General features: G+C 34.5%; 13 protein-coding genes. 2 read left to right on the top strand and 11 right to left on the bottom strand.

What is annotated here, in order from left to right:
* Positions 1-33: 33 nt before the first annotated feature.
* From NEF87_RS07780 to NEF87_RS07795, 4 genes are all read right to left on the bottom strand, one after another.
* Complete coding sequence (locus NEF87_RS07780) at positions 34-627, bottom strand: hypothetical protein (RefSeq protein WP_371805885.1); 594 nt, start codon at positions 625-627, stop codon at positions 34-36.
* Positions 628-1051: 424 nt separating this feature from the next.
* Positions 1052-1396, bottom strand: a complete 345-nt coding sequence (locus tag NEF87_RS07785) for a transcription factor S (protein WP_371805886.1) — start codon at positions 1394-1396, stop codon at positions 1052-1054.
* Positions 1397-1543: 147 nt separating this feature from the next.
* On the bottom strand, positions 1544-1747 hold the full coding sequence (locus NEF87_RS07790; RefSeq protein WP_371805887.1) for a 30S ribosomal protein S27e: 204 nt from the start codon (positions 1745-1747) through the stop codon (positions 1544-1546).
* A gap of 21 nt (positions 1748-1768) precedes the next feature.
* A complete protein-coding gene (locus NEF87_RS07795) occupies positions 1769-2050 on the bottom strand; it encodes a 50S ribosomal protein L44e (protein WP_457919332.1) in 282 nt (93 codons plus the stop codon).
* A gap of 361 nt (positions 2051-2411) precedes the next feature.
* On the opposite strand from NEF87_RS07795, the gene pyrB reads away from it, so the two are divergent.
* Both pyrB and NEF87_RS07805 read left to right on the top strand, forming a co-directional pair.
* The gene (gene pyrB, locus NEF87_RS07800) at positions 2412-3338 is read left to right on the top strand and encodes an aspartate carbamoyltransferase (RefSeq protein WP_371806839.1); all 927 of its coding nucleotides are present in this window, start codon (positions 2412-2414) and stop codon (positions 3336-3338) included.
* Between the two features lie 42 nt (positions 3339-3380).
* Entirely contained in the window at positions 3381-5492 is a 2112-nt protein-coding gene (locus tag NEF87_RS07805) for a DUF7347 domain-containing protein (RefSeq protein WP_457919333.1), read from the top strand.
* Positions 5493-5596: 104 nt separating this feature from the next.
* Here NEF87_RS07805 and NEF87_RS07810 read toward each other — a convergent pair whose 3' ends face one another.
* The 7 genes from NEF87_RS07810 to NEF87_RS07840 form a co-directional block, all read right to left on the bottom strand.
* Positions 5597-6343 (bottom strand): 30S ribosomal protein S7, encoded by a 747-nt coding sequence (locus tag NEF87_RS07810; protein ID WP_457919334.1) that lies wholly within the window; start codon positions 6341-6343, stop codon positions 5597-5599.
* 12 nt (positions 6344-6355) lie between these two features.
* Positions 6356-6799, bottom strand: coding sequence for a 30S ribosomal protein S12 (locus NEF87_RS07815; protein WP_371805891.1), 444 nt, complete (start codon positions 6797-6799; stop codon positions 6356-6358).
* A gap of 33 nt (positions 6800-6832) precedes the next feature.
* Positions 6833-7198: a 50S ribosomal protein L30e gene (locus NEF87_RS07820; RefSeq protein WP_371805892.1), complete on the bottom strand. Its 366-nt coding sequence runs from the start codon at positions 7196-7198 to the stop codon at positions 6833-6835.
* A 184-nt stretch (positions 7199-7382) separates the two neighbouring features.
* A complete protein-coding gene (gene rpoA2 / locus NEF87_RS07825; RefSeq protein ID WP_371805893.1) occupies positions 7383-8633 on the bottom strand; it encodes a DNA-directed RNA polymerase subunit A'' in 1251 nt (416 codons plus the stop codon).
* Positions 8634-8648: 15 nt separating this feature from the next.
* Positions 8649-11801 carry a DNA-directed RNA polymerase subunit A' gene (locus tag NEF87_RS07830; protein WP_457920121.1) on the bottom strand — a complete coding sequence of 1051 codons (3153 nt, stop codon included), beginning with the start codon at positions 11799-11801 and terminating at the stop codon, positions 8649-8651.
* Positions 11802-12006: 205 nt separating this feature from the next.
* A complete protein-coding gene (locus NEF87_RS07835) occupies positions 12007-19707 on the bottom strand; it encodes a hypothetical protein (RefSeq protein WP_457919335.1) in 7701 nt (2566 codons plus the stop codon).
* 327 nt (positions 19708-20034) lie between these two features.
* Positions 20035-20736 (bottom strand): acetate--CoA ligase family protein, encoded by a 702-nt coding sequence (locus NEF87_RS07840; protein ID WP_457919336.1) that lies wholly within the window; start codon positions 20734-20736, stop codon positions 20035-20037.
* Positions 20737-20777: the final 41 nt, after the last annotated feature.

Genomic DNA, 20777 nt, shown 5'->3' on the forward strand with positions numbered 1-20777 from the left:
AAACGTTGGAATAAAGACGTCTTTTTCCCATCTTTATTCATTAATTTTTTGTTTTGAATTGAGATAAGCAAGAATAATCGTTTCAAACTCATCTATCCACTGATTTCGAGCAATTAAAAGGGATTTTAATTCTGTCAAACTGCGAAATTCCACTTGACCTGCCATAAAATCCTCCAAGGTGTCATAAAACCATAAAAAACCATCGCTAACTTCTTCGACCATCATCTTTACACCAAATAGATTTGATACTTTTGATCCAAATTCATAATATTTGCGTAAGGGTTGTTTATAATTTGTAGAATATTTCAATATTAGATAAAGCTCCGTCTTAGATTTATTTTCTTGGACTTTTTCTTTTATTGGGATGGTTATTTCTCCCGTAGATATTTTTTCTAAAAGGGGATCAAATAAATCATAGCCTCGAGAATATTCTGTGATCAAAGAATCCATAGAATCGAAATCAATTCGAATATAGGGAGTTTCAGAATGGTTGATAATTTGACTATGGGCGCCAGGATTTTTTTGGAAGCGATTAATGATATTTTGGAGCAAAGTAAGTATAGGCTCTTGAGCGAATGCAGAATAATGTTGTATTGAAATCTCAAGAAAAGGGTTTTCCTTTTGCATATATATTAGATATTTCTTGATTTTCTATTTAAAACTTGCCTATTGAATGAGGATATATTCTTTTTATTGAAAACACATAAATGTATTGAATAATTTGTTAATAATCTCATTTTCAAATAGGATCTTTCTAATAATGACCCATAAACGAGTATAAAAAATCATTTACTCATGCCTTTATCAGAAAAATGGCACCTCATTCTATTCACCTTATTTTTTCTTAAGAATTTAACTTTATTTTCAAAGATCGCCAGAAATTGCAAAATTATTCCAACAGAAAGTCAAATCTTTGGAAGAAGTGAGGGAAAAATTTCAAAACAAAATGAGAACAATGCGAATGCAAGTCATACGAAAAAAAATGGACTATTTATTTAAAACGGAAATGCTGACACCATTTTTTGCAGGTATAAAGATAAATGGAAAAAAATTAATACTCGCGCCATCGATGTTTACATTTTGTACAGGAATAAAATGTTGTTGCTGGTTCATCTGCAGATCTAGTTTGAAATTGTTCGTAAAACGCCTCATCATGACCGCATTCGGGACATTCCACTTCCGTTCGAGGTTTTAAATCTAAATCAGGCTCTTCTCCAACGACCCGTGTTTTATTGTCCAATATTTTTTTTTCTAAGACTTTACTAACTGCTTTTTTTTTCCCCGCCCGAATATAGGGTTCTTCATGCCCGCATCCAATGCATTTTAGAATAAAGGATCCATCAGCTGCTTTCTTTTTACGGAGAATTTTTTCACATGTAGGACAAAAGTTTACCATAGGTTAAACAGCCAAGGAAAATAAAAAAATCTTTGGAAATCGAGATTATTAATACTCTAAAAATGATTTTTAATCAAGATTTAATATCAAACAATGAGAGAATTTCAAAAAACAAATAAATATCGAAAAGATAGAAAAAAAATTTTCTTAAGAGAGAACTTCGCTGATTTTAGTTAAAATTCGGGCTTTCCCACCAGTTGATTGGACCAATTGCTTTTCACAAACGAAGCATTTGACTTCAATCGTTGCGCAACCGAACACAATTTGCTCGGCTCCGCAATTCAAACATTTTATGCGGAGAAATCGGCTTTTTGGTTTAGGAACTAATTCTTTTTGAGTTTTGTTTGCCATATAATTACACCTTTAATTTGATTACTGATTGACTAACTCGAACTTCTTCAAGCGGAGTCCGGCCCCATAGGTCCCATGTCCACATTCTTTACATTTGAAGAGAGGAGTAGTCTTCTTGTTAACTTTACATTGGTTATGTTGAATAGGCTTTGGCTGTGAACCATAACCTGCTTTCTTGCGATCATATCGGCGTTTGCTTACAGCCATTTTTCGGTCTTTACCCTTTTTGTAAATGGAGACTTTATGATCCGTATGTTTTTTGCATCGGGCACAATATTTTTTTGCTGCTTTAGGCATTTTCATTAATGTTCAACTCACGCATGACACAAGATGCAATTTCTTCAACTCCATGAAAAACCTTTTTTTCCGAAGTTTTCGAGTGGATTACATTCCCATGACACTAATTGAATTCTAATGTTTTGTAAAATATTTCATGTATTTTTAATTTTTTGATCTTGGGAAGTAAAAGTCTCCCCCTATTGACATAAATTAAAAAAAGCATTAAATTTTGCGAATATCGAAGTAAAACAACAAAGTTTAATTAGATTCCTTGCTCGATGGAGAATTGATTACCGCAACAAATAAATATTTCGAGTAATGTCGGTATATTAGTGCTGTAATCAAAATGGTTAAAAAAAAATGTAACCTATATACTTTGGTTCACATGGAATTTTATAATCAAGATATAATTTCTGCAAAGCAATTTGATCGGGAAAAGGTCGAGAAATTTATCAAATTGGCTAAGAAAATTGAAGCAAACAAGGAAAAATATTCCACACTTCTTAAAGGAAAAGTGATGGCAGCATTATTCTTTGAACCGAGCACCCGGACACGATTGTCCTTTGAAAGTGCATTTTCATATTTAGGTGGAAAAGTGATCGGATTTTCATCAGCAGGATCCTCTTCGGTGAAAAAAGGAGAAACTTTAGCCGATACAATCAGAACAGTGGCTAATTATGCAGATATTATTGTTATTCGACATTCGAAAGAAGGAGCTGCCAAATTAGCTCAACAATTTTCTGATGTTCCAATTATCAATGCAGGAAATGGGTCACAGGAACATCCAACCCAAGGATTACTCGATTGTTTGGCCATTCATGATTTAAAGGGCACTTTGGATGGATTAAATGTAGGATTAATTGGTGATTTGAAATATGGTCGAACCGTGCATTCATTAGCTCACTTACTTTCTAATTTCAATAGTAACCTTTATTTCATCAGCCCTGATCTTTTACAAATGCAATATCGAGTAAAAGATTCATTGCGATTGAAGAATAACAATTTTAAAGAAACAACTCAGTTTAAAGAAACACTTCCATTATTAGATGTCATATATATGACTCGGATTCAAAAAGAACGCTTTGGAGATTTGGAAGAATATGATAAAGTGAAAAATGCCTTCATTTTAACACCAAAAGAAATGAAATTAGTAAAAGATGATGCCATTATTTTACACCCACTCCCCCGAGTAAATGAAATTTCCCCCGAAATTGATAGCGATCCTCGAGCGAAGTATTTTGAACAAACTTACCATGGATTAATGATGCGAAAAGCTCTCTTGGCTTCAATTTTACTAAAAGAAATTGAATAACCTTTTTTTCTTTACGGATAAATAACACATAGGTTATTCCCAATGGTAAAGGAAAATGAATCTCCTACAAGCGCACTTGGAAAACACTTGGCCGTATTAAGCTCAGATATCCGATTGCAAATATTGCGAATTCTCTATGAAACCCAATATCCTGTGGAATTTAATGAGATTCATAAAACCCTCCAATCCCATTTTTCAGAATTTGTTAATACATCCTATCATCTTAAGCGTTTAAAAAATATGGATCTAATTATCGGAGATGACAGAGGTTATCAATTAACAGATATCGGCTCACGTGCTTTCAGAAAGTTAGTAGATCTAGAAGACATCATATCAACTGATCGAGTCATATATGTCCGTACTTCAAAATATTCTTTGGAACCTTTTGATGAGTCCATTATTGAATCAAACTTACAATTAGAAGCAAATATGACGGCAAAACAAGCTCAAACTATTGCCCAAGAAGCCCGAAAAAGATTGAAGAAAGCGAACATCACATATTTGACCACCCCTCTTATTCGGGAATATATTAATGCAATCTTAATTGAAAACCAATATGAAGACTATCGTCACAAACTAACCCGTTTAGGATTGCCTCCTTATGATATTAATCAAATAATCTTCTCAGAACAAAAAATGGATCCTGAAATATTGCGTTTGGATTTTGGCACGACAATTTTAGAGCAATATGTACTCTTAAACCAAATGCGACAGAAATTTGCAGATGATTTACTATCTGGACGATTTGTTCTCACAGATTTAGAACACTATGGGATATCACCACTAGAACTATTACTCCCGGGAACTCAGTTCACACATATTTTATATGCTTATTATCTAACTACATTCACAGAAAATGAAATACAATCCATCTTCGATCTCCCTTTTCAAGATTTTTTATTTAACCTTACACGGTTTTTAGAGCAAATTTCACCCTTTTTTCCAAAAGGACTGACAATAATCCGATTTGATGAATTTGTATCACAATTTTTGAATTATTACACTCCGCAAGAATTGACCTATCTTATTAAATTTGGATTTTTCGTTAAACAAAATATCTCTAAGTGGCCAATAATGTTAGGTATATCCTTAAAAGCCAATTTGATAGAAGTGGAAGCATTATTGCAAGCATATAGCGAAATTTCAAAGATACAGCAGAATAATCCTTTCCCTAAAATCCAAATTCATCACGGACATACGAAGTTTAAAGCCTTAACAAACACTTCTGATTTTACAGATCTTAAACCCGTTTATCAACAAATAATTCAGCTCATGCAAAAACAGTCTTTAATCTTAAATCAATTTTCGCAATGGGGAAAACCGAATACAGAACATATTTTTACGAATTTAAAAATTCCAATCAGCTTTGAATCGATGGAGGGGTTAAAACCTTCAATTGTTTTGGAAAAAATATCCATTAATGTCCTTAAAATCTATTTAGAACATGGTACCGATGAAAAACAGTTCTTTTCAGAATTAGAAAAATCCGTCTTTCATATTTTTGATTACTTTGAACTTAAATCCAAAATATTAAAAAAAAACTTAGTTCACTTTCCAGGATGGCAAAGTATCAATACTTGGATATTCAACCAAAAAGATCCCTTTGTGGGATGGAAGGATCATCAAAAATATGCAAGCCACACCCCTTTAATATGTGGAGTATCATGTCATGGGTTAGACGAGTTAATATATCTGAAAACGGGATTATTTATCCGAGAACAGAGTCAAAATCGAAAAATTGCATCGGATATTATTCAATTTATAAATTCTCTCCTCGAAAAACAAAATGACCACCTAAATTGCGAGATAAGATATGTTTTTAGTCAACTCCATTGTCAAAAGGAACTAGAACGTCCAACCAATCATATCTTAGATCAATATAAAGAAAAATTATCGGACCAACCTGAAGAAATCAAAGATGGATATCGCTATGGGTACTGTGATACTCAAAAAATAATCTCCAATGATAATTTTAATCAAATTTATGCTGATTTGGTTGAATTAAAGAATCAGTTCATTTTAATCCAGAAATCTAATCAATTTTTATCAAAAGAACAAACTGATAAAGAATTTTATTTAACCCTTAAAAATATACTTTCAACTGGAATATGTGGAATAGATGGCTCAGATATTCAAAAAATGGGATTACAATGAATTTCATGTGAATTTCGTTACAAATATGTTTTCTTCTAATCTTAAAATTGCTTAAAATGAAAAGTATAAGTGAAGAATGAAAGAAAAAAAGTAATGAAATTAATTTATCTTGCAGAAATAGCCACACGTTCCATTTCGTCTTTACGCTTAATGGATCGGGAATTGGCATCATTACGTGCACCTAAAATTAACTCGTTAGCCAATAATTCATCAATAGTTTTGATGTTATTATAAGCTAATCCAACTGTACCTTGCACAATTAATTTAATAGCAAGATCTACGCGACGTTGTGGAGCAATATCAACAGCTTGTTGGTAACTAATTCCACCTAAAGAAATTCGAGTAGTTTCTTCACGAGGTGCGGCATTCTCAATTGCTGAAACTAAAACTTGGATTGGATTTTCTCCCGTTTTATATTCAACTAATGCAAATGCGTTGTATACCATCTTGATAATTTTTTGTTTTTTACCCATATTATGGGAAGAACCACGACCTTTAATCCGTTTTCCAACGAGACCAGGGGTCATAATTTTGTTAATGAACCGTTCCACGACAGAAATATGTTCAGTTTTCCAAAATTTCTTGTGTTGGTGTTTTCCACCAGAATGAGGAATGATAACAGGATCTAAATTGATATAATTTTTTAAACTGAGATCTTTTACTTCGACTCCTTCAAAAGACCATCGATTGAAGAGCAAAATCCCATGTGTAGCAAGTTTTTTTAATTTTTGTTCTTCGGTATCCTCTACAACTACCATATCAATTTTTTCTTCTTTGGATTCAATATCTTCGTCGTTTTCTTCTTCTTCGACAATTTCTTCCTCAGGTTTTTCTTTTTTCTTTTTTGCCATATTTCATTCACCTTATCGAACTGCCCGTTCTTTCTTTCCTTTGATTAAAGCATCTAAACTGACACCATTAACTTTAACCACTTTCCATCGGATTCCAGGAAGATCCCCGACAGCACCACCCATAGCACCACCAATTCCAACAACTTGGACGGCATCGTGCTCTTCAACAAAAGTTAAAGCGGCATCACCAGGAAGGAATGCACTGACTTGTTTTCCATTTTTACGTAATTGAACTCGGACGCATTTTCGAATAGCACTGTTTGGCTGTTTGGATTCGACTCCAATTTTTTCTAATACGATTCCTTCTGCCATAGGAGCGGCTTGAAGGGGATCGGTCTTTTCTTTAATACGAAGAACTCTGCGTTTATAATTAACATCGCTCCAGCGGAATTTTTTCCGTTTATTCGCGAGGGCACGAGCTGCGTATTCGCCTTTTGGACTTTTTGTTCTTGCCATGTTTTAATCTCCAATTATTTAGTTTCCAAAAAATTACTCAACAGCTTTTAAAATAGAAGAATCTCCTTCTTCTAAAATTCCGATGGTTGAAACCCAAAAGGGTTTTCCACATGATGCCCCTAATTCCCAGGAGCTGTTCTTTGAAATGAAAACGGGAACAGGATTTTCTAAGCATCCATTAAGGAGGCTTATTTGATCTTTTACTTTTGTAGGTGTATTATTGGCGAGAACTAATAATTTTAATTCTCCCATCGATAATTCACGAATCACCGATTTTGCACCTAACAAAGTCTTCCCAGTCTTCACTGCAACATTAATCTCTTTGTTCTCATCGAACGAAGATTTTGCACTGGTTCGCTTTCTGCGCTTGAGTTTCTGCTGACCACGTTTGTAACTCATTTTTCAAACAACTCAATAAATTTTATATTCCAAATTCACAAGAATCTAGAACTACGATAGATAACATAGCATTGATAAAAAATTTTGTCAAAACGTTAGGAAAAAGTTAAATAAGGCCAAGTTCCGAGAGGTTCCACTTACCCATCATTCATTGGAAGGTAAAAAGTAAAAAAATTGGAAAAGATTAATCTTCGATCTCTTCAGCTTTTCGATTTTGAAGTAAACGCATGGTTTCTGCAAAATCCATGGTTAATTCAATAGATCCAGTTCCAATTGTAGGAACGAGTTGCCCCACAATTACATTCTCTGGAATACCCATTAATTTTTCTTCTTCTCCACTAATGGATGCGTTAATAAGTTGTTTAATTGTTACTTCGAAGGCGGCTCGAGCTAACACGGATTCTTTGGTTCCACTAATACCATGGCGCCCAATTTGTTGAATTTGTCCAGAAACACACATTAAATCAGCCATACTATTCAAATGGCGAATGTTCACATCAAGAGATTGATCTTCTAACACTGATACTGCTTCTTGAATGATGGTCTGGCGAGATGCTTCAATTCCGAGATGTTTCTCTATTTCATGAATATGATTAGAAAAAGTGCGGGTTGCATCTACTCCATCAATTTTGGTCAGTACATCACCCAAATTAGTGCCTTCGGTTTGAATAACCCATTCATCTTCATCTTTCTTAATCATTCCACGGTTTATTCCACGAACTCCACGAATTAATGTCTTGACGATCTTTTCCCGTAATTTTTGCAATTTTTGAAGATCTTCCGTTTCAGGGTTGATTATGACCATATTCATTTCTTCATCATATTCGATGGTCCCTTTCTTCTTGAATTTCTTCAATTTTTTCATAATATCATCAATAGTTATATTCTTATCTTCTAACAAATCATCAATGAATGACAAATTTAGAGAATATTCGGTTAAATCAATTTCAATTTCACTGGTAATAGTTTCAAACTTGATTTGTTCAATCTGAGAATGGACTTCTCTAGCCTTTTTCACATCATGACGATGTTTTTCATCTAAATAGATGGTCATAATTGGGGTACTTGGATTTCTACGAGCATCAACAATTTCGATCAATCGAGGTAATCCTTGAGTAACACTAAAATCAGACACCCCTGCATAATGGAACGTTCGAAGTGTCATCTGAGTTCCAGGCTCCCCGATAGATTGAGCTGCAACAGTTCCAACAGGTTCTCCAGGAACGACTAAAGCACGTTTATAATTCGTATAAATCTCTTTGATAAAATAATCAATTTCATCACCTTGAAATCCTTCAGTGATGACATGTTCTTGAACTTTATCAAGATAAAAATCATTTAGACCATGGGATCGAAGAAAATCTAGCCCATCTTGTAATCGAGGATCGAGTTTGTCCGCTTTTTTTGTACTGGTTTTTGCTTTTTTCTTTGCCATCGTTTACACCTTTATCTATTCTAACTTAGTAAGCTCCCAATTTTTATATATTTTGGTTGTTCGACCCCGAACAATAGCTTTTTTACCCGTTTCAATATTATAAAGTTCATATTTCTCTTCAATGGTGAGACTGGAAAATGGTTTAGTTGTAAGATCTACCGCTTTAACTTCTTCAGCAGGTTTCTTTTCTTCCTTAACGGATTTTACTTCCTTTTTCTTTGGTTTTTCTACTGGATCGTCTTTCTTTTTTGATTTTTTCTTCGCAGTAGTTTTCTTCTTAGAGATCTTTTTCTTCGATTCTGCAGCAGCCTTGGGTGTAGAAGGGATTTCTTCCTTCGATTTTTTATCTGAAACTTCTTCCTTCTTTGAGGCAACTTCCTTTGATTTTATTCTCGGTGAATCTTTTAATACATAATCAACTGGAAATTCCGGATGCTGTTTGCCATCGAGAACTTCAGCAATGCCTTTTTCTTTGGCGAGTAAATCTTTGTATCGTCGAGTTTTAAGAATAACTTGATCAAAATTAATAATATCTCCAGAGTCAGAATTAGCCGGATCGATTCCATCATCCCCATACTTGAACTGAATAATGCTTTTTTCTGAGGTACGAACAGTTAAATCATTTTCAACAACCATATCTTGCAAAGCGTTGACAAGTCGACGTTGCATATACCCAGAAGAACTGGTTCGGACAGCAGTATCAACTAATCCTTCACGACCTCCCATTGCATGGAAAAAGAATTCGGCTGGGCTGAGTCCCGTTCGGTAAGAGTTTAAAACAAACCCCCGGGCTTCAGGAGAGAGATCATTAACTTTGAAATGAGGCAATGTTCGATCTATAAAACCCCGATGAATTCGATCTTGTCGCACGGATTGTTGACCAACACAAGCAGCCATTTGGGCTAAGTTCAAAGGATTTCCACGAGCACCTGATTTGGTCATAATAACCGAATGGGCTGTATCCCCTAAGAAATCAGATGCAATTGATCCAGCATCTCCACGTACCTTATTTAAAAGACTCATTAGGTTTAATTCTAAGGTTTCTTTTAAGGTTCGGCCGGGAGCACAAGGAAGAACTTCTTCATCTTCATCATAATAGGCTTTGATTAACCGATTTGCATCAGCATAAGATTGATAAATAGTTGCATGAATGTCTTTACGAGCGCTTCTAACATCAACTTCATCAATTCCCATTGTAAGCCCAGTTAAGGTAATTACCCAAACCATCATACTTACGAAATCATCTAAAAATTGACGCCCTCGATTTTGACCATAATCTTTGATAATTCGATGGAGAATACTAGTGGCTTTCCCATCACCCATGATATTTTTATCTATTACACCTGATACCATTTGACCATTTATGATTTGATCGTAACCATCGCTTCCCTCAACTAAACCTTCTTCTTTTCGATAAAACTTGGATTTCAAATCCATATTTAAATCATGAGGTAAAATACAGCTGAAAATTGATTTTCCGGAGTACTTCCAATCATTTTTTGGATCTTTAGGATTCACCGGTATCAAGTCTTTATCAATATCAAAACCGGGATTGCGCTTAAACACTTTTCCCCAATACAGTAAAGAAAAAGTATCTTTTCGATCGAAAACATTAGGAACTCCGGGAGATTTTTCATTACGAGTAAACATATACCCAACTGAAATGAAATCTTGGATTCCTCCAATAATTGGAGCACCCATACGAGGAGAGATCATATGTTCTTGAACTTTAAGTAAGTATTCCGCTTCAGTACGAGCTTCTTCACTTTGGGGGACGTGAAGATTCATTTCATCCCCATCAAAATCTGCGTTATAAGGAGGACAAACAACTAAGGCTAAGCGAAAGGTTTGACCTTGCATAACCTTCACCTCATGAGCCATGATGGACATCCGATGGAGAGAAGGTTGACGGTTAAAGAGAACTAAATCCCCATCCCGTAAATGACGTTCAATCACAAAACCTGGTTTTATAGTGGAAGCTACAATTTCTCTAGCCTTAACAAAGCGTAAGTCAATACGTCGGCCATCTTCACGAATAATATAGTTCGCACCAGGATGTTTTTTTGGACCATTCATTACCGTTTGTTTCATGTCCTCAATATTAAATTCGGTAACAAAAGTAGGAACCGTCAAAATTTTCGCAATTTTTTCGGGAACTCCCACTTGATTTAAAGAAATATGTGGATTTGGAGAGATGACGGTTCGAGCAGAAAAATCCACCCGTTTTCCGGATAAATTACTTCGAAATCGCCCTTCTTTTCCTTTTAGACGTTGAGTTAAGGTTCGTAAAGCTCGACCAGAACGATGGCGAGCCGGAGGAATTCCACTAACTTCGTTGTTAAAATAAGTAGTAATATGATATTGGAGCAACTCCCATAAATCTTCAACAATTAATTGTGGAGCGCCAGCATCAATGTTTTCACGTAACCGTTGGTTAATCCGAATAACATCGACCAATTTGTGGGTTAAATCATCTTCAGAACGAATTCCACTATCGAGTGTGATTGAAGGACGCACACAAACAGGAGGTATGGGAAGTACGGTCAAAATAACCCATTCTGGGCGAGCAGTCTCGGGATTAATCCCTAATAATTCACAATCCTTTTCCGCCATGTCACCAAGACGTTCCCGAATATCTACAGGAGTTAGACGTTCGCCATCTTCATAAAAAGTAGTGGGCTTTTCGATGGTGATCTTCTTTTTCGGGGCCCCACAATAAGGACATTCTTTCGATTTACGTGCTGTTTTAAAAATCTCAGCAAATAATGTGTCATCAGGCTTTTCAAAGACTTCTATATACCTTTCGTGTCGTTCTTTAAAAGAAAGAATTTGATCTTCCGTTAAAAGCACACGTTTACATTCGGTACAGACTCCCCGTAAAATTTTTAATAATAATTTGGCATGACCAACATGAACCACAGGTCGTGCTAATTCAATATGTCCAAAGTGGCCTGGACATGCCCCAACACGATTTCCACACGTAGAACATTTTTGTCCCGGTTCAATGGTTCCCAACTTTGGATCCATTAATCCCGATTTAATCGGTAAACCATCTTCATCATATGTATCTGCAGTGATGATTCGACCAACGGACATTTTTCGGATTTCTTCTGGGGAAAGTAGACCAAAGCGGATTCTATCGATTACTTTTAGAGTTTCGAGATTTATTGAGATTTTTTAACACCTTTGATACAGTTTATATAATTATATAATGAGAATTAGTTGAGATAGAAACTCGTTCCTCGTTCATGAACAAAGGTATAAATACGGCATATGTAAAAAATTTTTTGATTAAAAAGGACTTTTCTGCCGTCTAGGGCTTTTTTTTCCCTTGAAAGATAGATCAACCAAAAAAAATAGCCCAAAAAAAAAATTAATCCCGATAAAATATGGCATCTTTCAATAAATTAGCATTATCCAAACAAATTTCAGCCATGTTCGCATCTTTGGATTCATTTCTATGACGATCACATTCTTGGGAGAAATAGGTAATGGAATCATGCAAATCCGGAATTTTTTGGATAAGAATATCAATTTTTGTCCGTAAATTCAAAGCATTATCGGCATCCCCAATTTTACAATAAATATCTAAGATTTTCTGATAAGTAATTAAAGCATTAATCCAATCTTCCACTTTTTCAAAAGAAATGGCTTCTTCCATTAAAATTTCTTTGGACTGAATAAATCCGGCCCGCACTCCATCCATGGCCGTTTTCATTTCTCCATCTAGTTCATTCATTTTTTTGAGTAGATTATCAATATCGGAGTGATATTTCTTGATATTGGAATTTTCAGCGCCGATCCCGAACTTAAACAGAATATTCGAAATGAGTAATAACTTTGTATTAAGTTCAGTTTGCATGAATAAATCCTTCGCTTTGGTGGCCGTTTTCAATTCTTTCAACAAAAATTTCCGATATTCTATTAATGTCTCCTTGGTATAATATTCCTTATCACAAACGGAATCCTCACAATATTTTAATGCTTCTCCAGAGCGCTTAACCAAATCTTTAATATTATCCTCTACTTCAATATACCCCATCTTAAATAAACTGTGGGCCGCTTCAAGAGCAAGTTTAAACGCATTAAAAGCACTTTGAAATTCCTTTGCTTTCATGAATTTTTGCCCTTCTTTGGTCTTTTGTTTTAAGGTGGTTTTATATTTTGTCACCGTGTTGGATAGGACTAAATTTCCATAGGTCTTTCCGAGATTTTCCATATTCCATTGATAGGCAATTACTTCAGCAATTTCATAATTCCGAATAGCTTCATCAAATTCATGAGACTTAAGGGCTTTTTTCGCTAATTTATTCAATTCTTTAATTTCCTTGCGTGCATCACCCTCAGTTTCAAAGATTTTAGATTTGATGACTTCCCCAGTTGTTTCAGAAGTAATTGTTAGGGTTTGCGATAAGGATTGGATCGCCACATCTCGCTCCGCTTCAGATAGTTGTGTAACATCTGTTAAAATTTGCTGTTTTTCGTCCTCTGATTTATTCGGGATCGCCCAAACGCGTTCTCGAAGAGTACGCAGTTCTTGATCAGTCAACGCCTGTTCTTCGAGAACATCCAACTTGATTGGAGTGAGGATTTTTGCATCTAAAAGTTCAGTAATAGATAAAATAATCTCTCCGGGTTGTTTTTTGGTCTGATCAATCGCGACTGAGAGAAGTTGAGCTAAGAACATGAAATTGCGTTCTTCGGTGATCAATGTCTTGGATATTTCCAAAATTTGTTTTGTTAGCGCCCGAGAAATTCCTTTCAACAATTTTGAATCAGCATTATACTGATGGGGTAAAATAACCGATGTATTCAAGATATCATCAATTAAATCGCCTGCATCTGCAAAAGTATTAAGTTGACCACGCCATTTTTCTAATTTTGTATGATAATCGGCTTCAAACCTTCCAACAAATTTCGCTAAATTGCGCTTCATATAAGGTGAAGCAGATTTTCCTAGCACTAAAGTGACCCGAATAAACACACCATCGGAGAACAGTAAAATCTTATCACCATAAGATAGCTCATTTAACGATTTTTGAGATTTAATTTCTTTTCCAAAGGATTGCACAGCGGAGAGAAAACCTGAAATTAGATCTGGATCGAGTTCTTCTTCGGCAAAGGACTTGAAGAACAATGAAACCCCTGTCGCCTTATGAATGATCATAATATGATGTAAATTAATCGCATCATCAAAGATCGTGGAGGAAGACATCACTAAATCAGTATAATGCATTTTTCTAGGAGCAATCACTTTCTTTTGCACAACTATTGCCAATGAAACACTCCCTACAAGAATCAACAATGCTGGAAGGAACCACGAAGGTAATATAGTCGGACTAACAATTTTCGCACTAAAGGCTGATGCTTGATCACTTACTCCGTATAATTCACCTCCATATTCTATAGTTAAAACCAAATTCTGATAATCCCCTTGTGGAGCAATAAAAGTAAATACAACATGTCCGGTAGCATTTGTTACCCCTACAAGTACCGAGATTTCAGTTTTATTGGTCAGTAACCTTACATCCCCATCAATTATTGGGTAACTAGTTGAACCATTCGTATAGGATAACTTGAATATGATATCATAGGATTCTCCTTGCACTAAAGTATCGGGCATGTATATTTTTTCAATTAGCACCGCATACTCTCCAATAACCGTGATATTAAACGAATATGAAACAGTTTGACAGCTGGAGAGAGATAATTGGATTGTTATTGGCCCAGTTCCAATAACAAGTTCAGAAGATGAGATGAACCACCCATAGTTCCCACTGTTGCTTGAATTGAGAGCAATTAGTTCTCCATTATAATAACATGTAGCTATTGCACCACTAAGAAAGTTATCCGTCACACCATCAATATAAGTTATATTAAACTGAATCCCAAAAGGCGAAAAAACAACATAGGAGTTCTCACTATTTATTGAAATTAATCCAGTTTCTTGTTCAGGCTGAGAAATTCCGTAGAAATCGGATTTAGTTGGCAGTATTGTTAATGTGATATTAAAGGATACTGATTGATTAACATAATTCTTTAATCCGATAAGGATGGATATATTGTAGGTACCTACTTCAAAATTAGCTGCATTAATTGTCCAACTATAAACGCCATTCTCAATTAATGGTGAAAGATAATTTTCTCCATCAAAGGTTAAATTGGTCAACTCTGCATTGGATATTCTCAGATTATTAGTTGAATCGAGGTATTCATAGGCAATAACTAAATCATAAGGCATATAGACCGTATATCCCATAGTTTCTCCATTATAATCCAATCCTTGAGAGTGATGAGAAGGTTGGGAGATACTAATAAAATCAAAAGTGGTTTCTAAATAGAACAAAGTCATATTAAACTGAATAGTTGCTGTTTCATATTCATTCAATGAAAATTGAATAGTAACATTAATCCATCCTAATCCGAATGATGATAAATTTGCAGAAGGAATAAACCATCCATATAAATTATTTGCGAAATAATTGGATGAAAATTGAGTACCATTTAGATATATATTGGAGGTTGCTCCAGCAATGTAAACATTGTCAGCATCGTTGTAATAAGAAGCATTTATATGTAGCCCATATTGCATAAATACTCGATAACCAGCATTTGGATTTATTAATGCTAATGGAAAAGAATTTCTTGTCGGTTGATATATATCTTCATCAAAATCTCCGTATGTTTCTAATAAAATTATATTCAAATTTGTTGAAACAGAAGCGTTGGTTAAAATGTCGTGTCCAAAATGAAATTCAATGGGATGAACTCCAAGACCAATACTGGTTAAATTTGAGACAGACAGCTTAAAACCAAATGTATGAGCAGAGGGATTAAACCAATAAATTGAATAATTTGTATTTAAAAATTCTATAAATACCATCGATGGATCATCAATATATTGTAAATTCCCGAAATCATAGTACGATACATTGATATTCATTTCATAATGCATATATACATCGTACGAACCACTTGTTGGACTAATGTTATTTGAACTTCGTGGAATTTGTTGTACCAATTCAACTTGGATATCTGTGGATAATTCATTAACAGTAATGTTAAACGAATATTCAAAGTAATCATAATCGGTCGCATTGAATTGAAAAGTCAAATTGTATGTATTTTTTAATAATAGAATTTTGCTAATATTCCATGAATAAATTCCATTTTGAGTTGAAGTTCGAAAGAAATTTTGACCATTGAAAGTTAAATTAGCAGTATGAGCATCAATTATATTTATACCATCTAAAGCATCAAAATAAGTGATGTTGATTAACAAATAATAATTATTATATACAATATATCCCTTAGCTGGATCAAGTAGATCAAAGTAATCGCAAGTATTACCATTGCGATCTGGTTGAGTAATTTCATCATTTAAATCCGCGCTAGTTGGAATGTTGGTGATTGTTATATTGAAAGAATATGTAACAGGATTATAATCACTCAAGAAAAAAGTAATTGAGATATTTGATGTACCGAGTGGTAAATCAAGATTATCGATCACCCAAGTATATTGATCATTTGCATTAAATGACGGAGTATTGCTATAAAATACGCTATCAATGTATAAAGTTCCAGTAGCACCTGAAGGTACAAACACAGAATTATTCGTGTCAAAATATGTAACATTTACCAAAACATCATAATGAGTATAGGTAGTGAAGCCCAATTCGGGGCTTTGAAAAATGAGTAGATCATCATTTCGTTCTGGCTGAGATATGTGGTCAAATACAACAGATGTAGTTAAATTTCGCACATCAAGAGTAATGGTTATTGAAGTAGCATTTTCAAAATCTATTAGACCATAATAAAGAGTTATTGTATGTATTCCTATCGTTAACCATGATGATGGAACAGTATATAAATATGTGCCATCCCCATGATTGGTCATTGTATAATTATCCGAGCCATCCCATTCTAAATTGCGTAAACTAGCATCTGCAACACCTGATGCAGTAAGGGTAGCGAGATAAGATCCTTCAATTTGAAGATCGTAATGTGCATATACAACATATTGCCCAGTCTCTTGATGCAATTGATTTGCGGTATGATCTGTCTGTGTTATACTCGTATAAGTGGCAATAGTCTCTAAATCGAGAACTGTGATATTAAATGAAGTACTTGCATTTTGATAATTATCAAAACTTACATCAATTGTAATATTATATTCTCCAGATGAATATCCCGTAAAATCAAGTGTACCTTCATTTCTAGTTCTTATTTGAACATAGCTAAATGTAGCAGAAGCAATTGAGTTTGGAACACCATTAATATAAACAAAATAAGTGAAATCATCAAATTGAATAGCAGGTATATTAAGGCTTCCAGAATCTAGATCAATATACTGAAAATTAACAGCTACACTACGATCTTGTTGAAATATTGAAAAATCATTTCCAGATCCAGTTAAAGTTGGTTCAGATAATCCAAGAGAGCCAATAGATGTAGCATTTCCTGATATATTGAATCCAACAAAAAGAATGCTAGTTAAATAATTTGGACTATAAGTTAAATTAATTCTAAGTAGATATTCACCAACATTAATTCTGGAAATTCCGCTTGAGCCCAATGAAACATTAACTAAGTAAGCACCATTACCTAAAGACCATAATCTGTAGGCTGACGTTTCATCCGTAGTCCAATTTGTATTACTTGTCCCTTCATATACATATAATGCACTATTAGGAACATCATTTAAACCTGAACTGATAGAAATATCATCCACATTTATGATTATTGATAGATTTTTGTTGCTCGGACGTGAAATAACGGTATTATTTAAAGATACCAAAGATATTGCAGTTGACGCAGGAGTAGTTGTAATATTGAAAATAAAATCTTGTGGTTGGTAATTACTTGCACTGATTGAAAAATTAAACAAGTATTCATTCACAATTGGAACGCTTGTATTTAATTCAATAGTATAATGGCCATTTGCAGACTCAACATAACTCCATTCAAATGAATCAATTTCATTCACGGAAATAAATGCATTTGAAATACCTTCTGTTGGCTGTGAAATATTGTAATATTGCATTTCATAAGTAGCATTAATCCCTCTAATTGCATTGAAATCATTTGATGTAATATCTTGAACTTGGGTTGGATATTCTACTGTTAATTCATAAGTAAATGTATGATTCATATATTTAGAATTGTTTATCATAATTGTGAGTACGTGATCACCTGCGGGATATGTTGAAGGATCGATAGTTACATTGTAGGTATTATCTGCATTATTTTGAGCCGTATTTTCAACCCAACCCGAAATATCTGAAAATCCAATTGTTGCACCAGCAATATGGACAGGAGAATTAGTTATATCTTCATATGATACAGAAATATTGAATGGAATGTCATTTGTATGAACAATAGAACCATTAGCGTGGGGACTACTAGTAGAATATTGTGAGACACCTGCAATGAAAACACTAGTATCGTAAACTGAAACATCTGTTTCATTACTCCAAACCAATTGAACGCGAAAATCACCATACCCAGCAAGTGAACCCGCAGAAATATCCCAATCATCGAAGGTATTAACGGAAGTACTACTTCCTACCGATATTACTGGATTTGTTGTATACACCATTTCATCATTTACATCACTAGGATGATAAATAGTTAAATTTACGATTCCGTTCAGATTTTCTATAAAAGTGGAATTTAATTCAAGAGTGCTATCAGAATAAGCAAAATAGGGTTCTGACAGTTCAACACCTCCTATACCAATTTTAATATCGGAAATAAAATTTGTAGAACTGCAAGTCAGTGTCCATTCTCCATTAACAGCACTAGCTCCATCTACAGTTATAATTTGGGACGTAGAATTCGACCATATAGGTGTGTTCCATAAAACAGCACCACTTTTATCTAGGGATGTTGCAGTCCAACTTATGGGAATAGTAAAATTGATTGTTTCATATGAAAGATCTGAATCTGCACTAAGACTAGAAAAAGTTGAAGTGGAAGTCCAAGTGACATCATTACCATGATCAACCAAATATGATGTTGGAGCTTTAAATGATTGAGTATAATTAACTGAAGTAAAATTAATATCTGCGGAATAATTCCCCCAATCAGAAGATACAATAAATTCAATATTACTAGAAGAGCAATATTCACCAATTGTATCCCAATAACCTGAATTGTGACTTGGGGAAGAAGTATTATTATTAACTGCAGTCCCATTTATAGTCAATCCAATAGATTCTGGGTCAGGAGCAGTCACACCTCCAAGATCTAATGTCACCTTAGTTAAAAAATCAACAGTATATGATTCAAATTCTGGAACGAATAAAATTCTTGGAACATCTAATTTAAAAGAGTCAGCTTCATCCCCTTCAGTATCTTCAGATCCTCCTGAATCAGCACAATAGCGCCACCCCACAGCGAAACTATCATTATATGCCATTCGTATTCCAATAAACCATACGTTATTAACAGTATTAGAGCTAAGTAATTCTTGATTAAGATTTGTAAAATCAGCCCAGTAAGTTCCAGCTGCAGCATTTAAAGTAATACTATAATCAGAAGAAGTTAAAGCAGATTCTTTTGGAACATATCTTCCCAAGAGAGAATTCCATTCCCCACCATAAATGTGTAAATATAAATCTCCCATGTCGGTACCCGATTTAGAGATATAGAAGGATGCATCATCCAAATAGCAATCACCAGTAGTGTTGAAATTTATAACATATGTAGGAGCCAACCCAATAGGAACTACACTAAGAGGTGAAGAATCTTCAATATCATTCTGAATATCGTAAGCTTGAATATTATCAAAAGTAATATTTGTTTTTGAAGTGGTAAAACCTTGAGGAGCAGGACGACTAAAAGATGTATTAGTTTGATTAACTTCAAATAATGTAGTATTTTCGGTAGCTTGATGGAGAGTCACATTAACATTATTATAATCTCCTGAAAGAGAAGGAGAATAATCTTGAGCAATCGGATTTGCAATTACTTCATTTTCAATTTCCTCAATAATTTTCACATTTGAATTACTCGGAATACTGCCCAAAACAATGATAAGGAATATGATGCAAGAATAGGAATTTTTTTTCATTCGATTTTCGCTCGGAAGAAATTCTATAATGTAACATGCTTGCATTTTCTACTTAACTTTTTTGAATTTTATATTGAACTAACAAAAACGTCAAAGAATGGGGCTAGCGAAGGAATACTGATATGTCAAAAGTCGGTTTAAACTGGAGTCATTTAATTAATTTCAAATAAAAAAAGTCATTTTTTCTATGAAGAAGTAAAAAATATTTATTCTATATTTTCTAAAATCTATACTATTCAATTCATTTAATTCAGCGGAAAAAATAGAAAATCCCAAAACCTTGGGGCAAAATCACACAAAAACATTGTAAAAAAAAACGAAAGTGAATTACTCATCTTTTAAAATAATGCGTCCATCTACAGCCACAATGCCATCCTTATAGGTGAACAAAGGATTCAAGTCCATTTCAGCTATTTCAGGATAATCGTAGGCGAGTTGGGCAACTTTTTTCAAGGTATCTTTAATGGCTTCAAAATCGGCTTTGTCGTTTCCCCGATACCCATCCAAAATCTTAAAGCCCTTTATTTCGTGCAACATCTCATCAGCATCAAAATCGGAGATGGGGGCAATGCGGAACGAGACATCCTTCATCACCTCGACTAAAACTCCTCCAATACCGAACATAACGGTAGCCCCAAATTGAGGATCTTGCAGAGATCCGATAATAATTTCAGCAATAGGTTTAGGAGCCATCTCTTGCACAGAAATTGCTTTGGTCTCATCCACACATTCTATAGCCATGAGCCCATCATAGGCGATGCGAGCCTCAGCCGCATCTTTGATACCCAACTTTACGGCCCCAGAATCGGATTTATGAACGATTTTATCACTCATTAATTTCATAACTAACGGATAACCAATTGCGTCGCAGGTTTTAATTACCTCATCCGCGCCATTGGAAGCTAAAACAAGGGCTTGTTTAGGAATGGAAATACCGATGGTTTGTAATAATTCTTTGGATTCAAACTCGGTGAGAATTTTGCGATTTTCACTTCGCACTTTTGCAATGATTTCATCCACAGTTGCCATGGGTAAAATAAACTAGGTTAAAATTAAACTATTTCGATTCT

This window comes from Candidatus Lokiarchaeum ossiferum (genome assembly GCA_025839675.1).
Lineage (GTDB): Archaea > Asgardarchaeota > Lokiarchaeia > Sigyniarchaeales > Promethearchaeaceae > Lokiarchaeum > Lokiarchaeum ossiferum.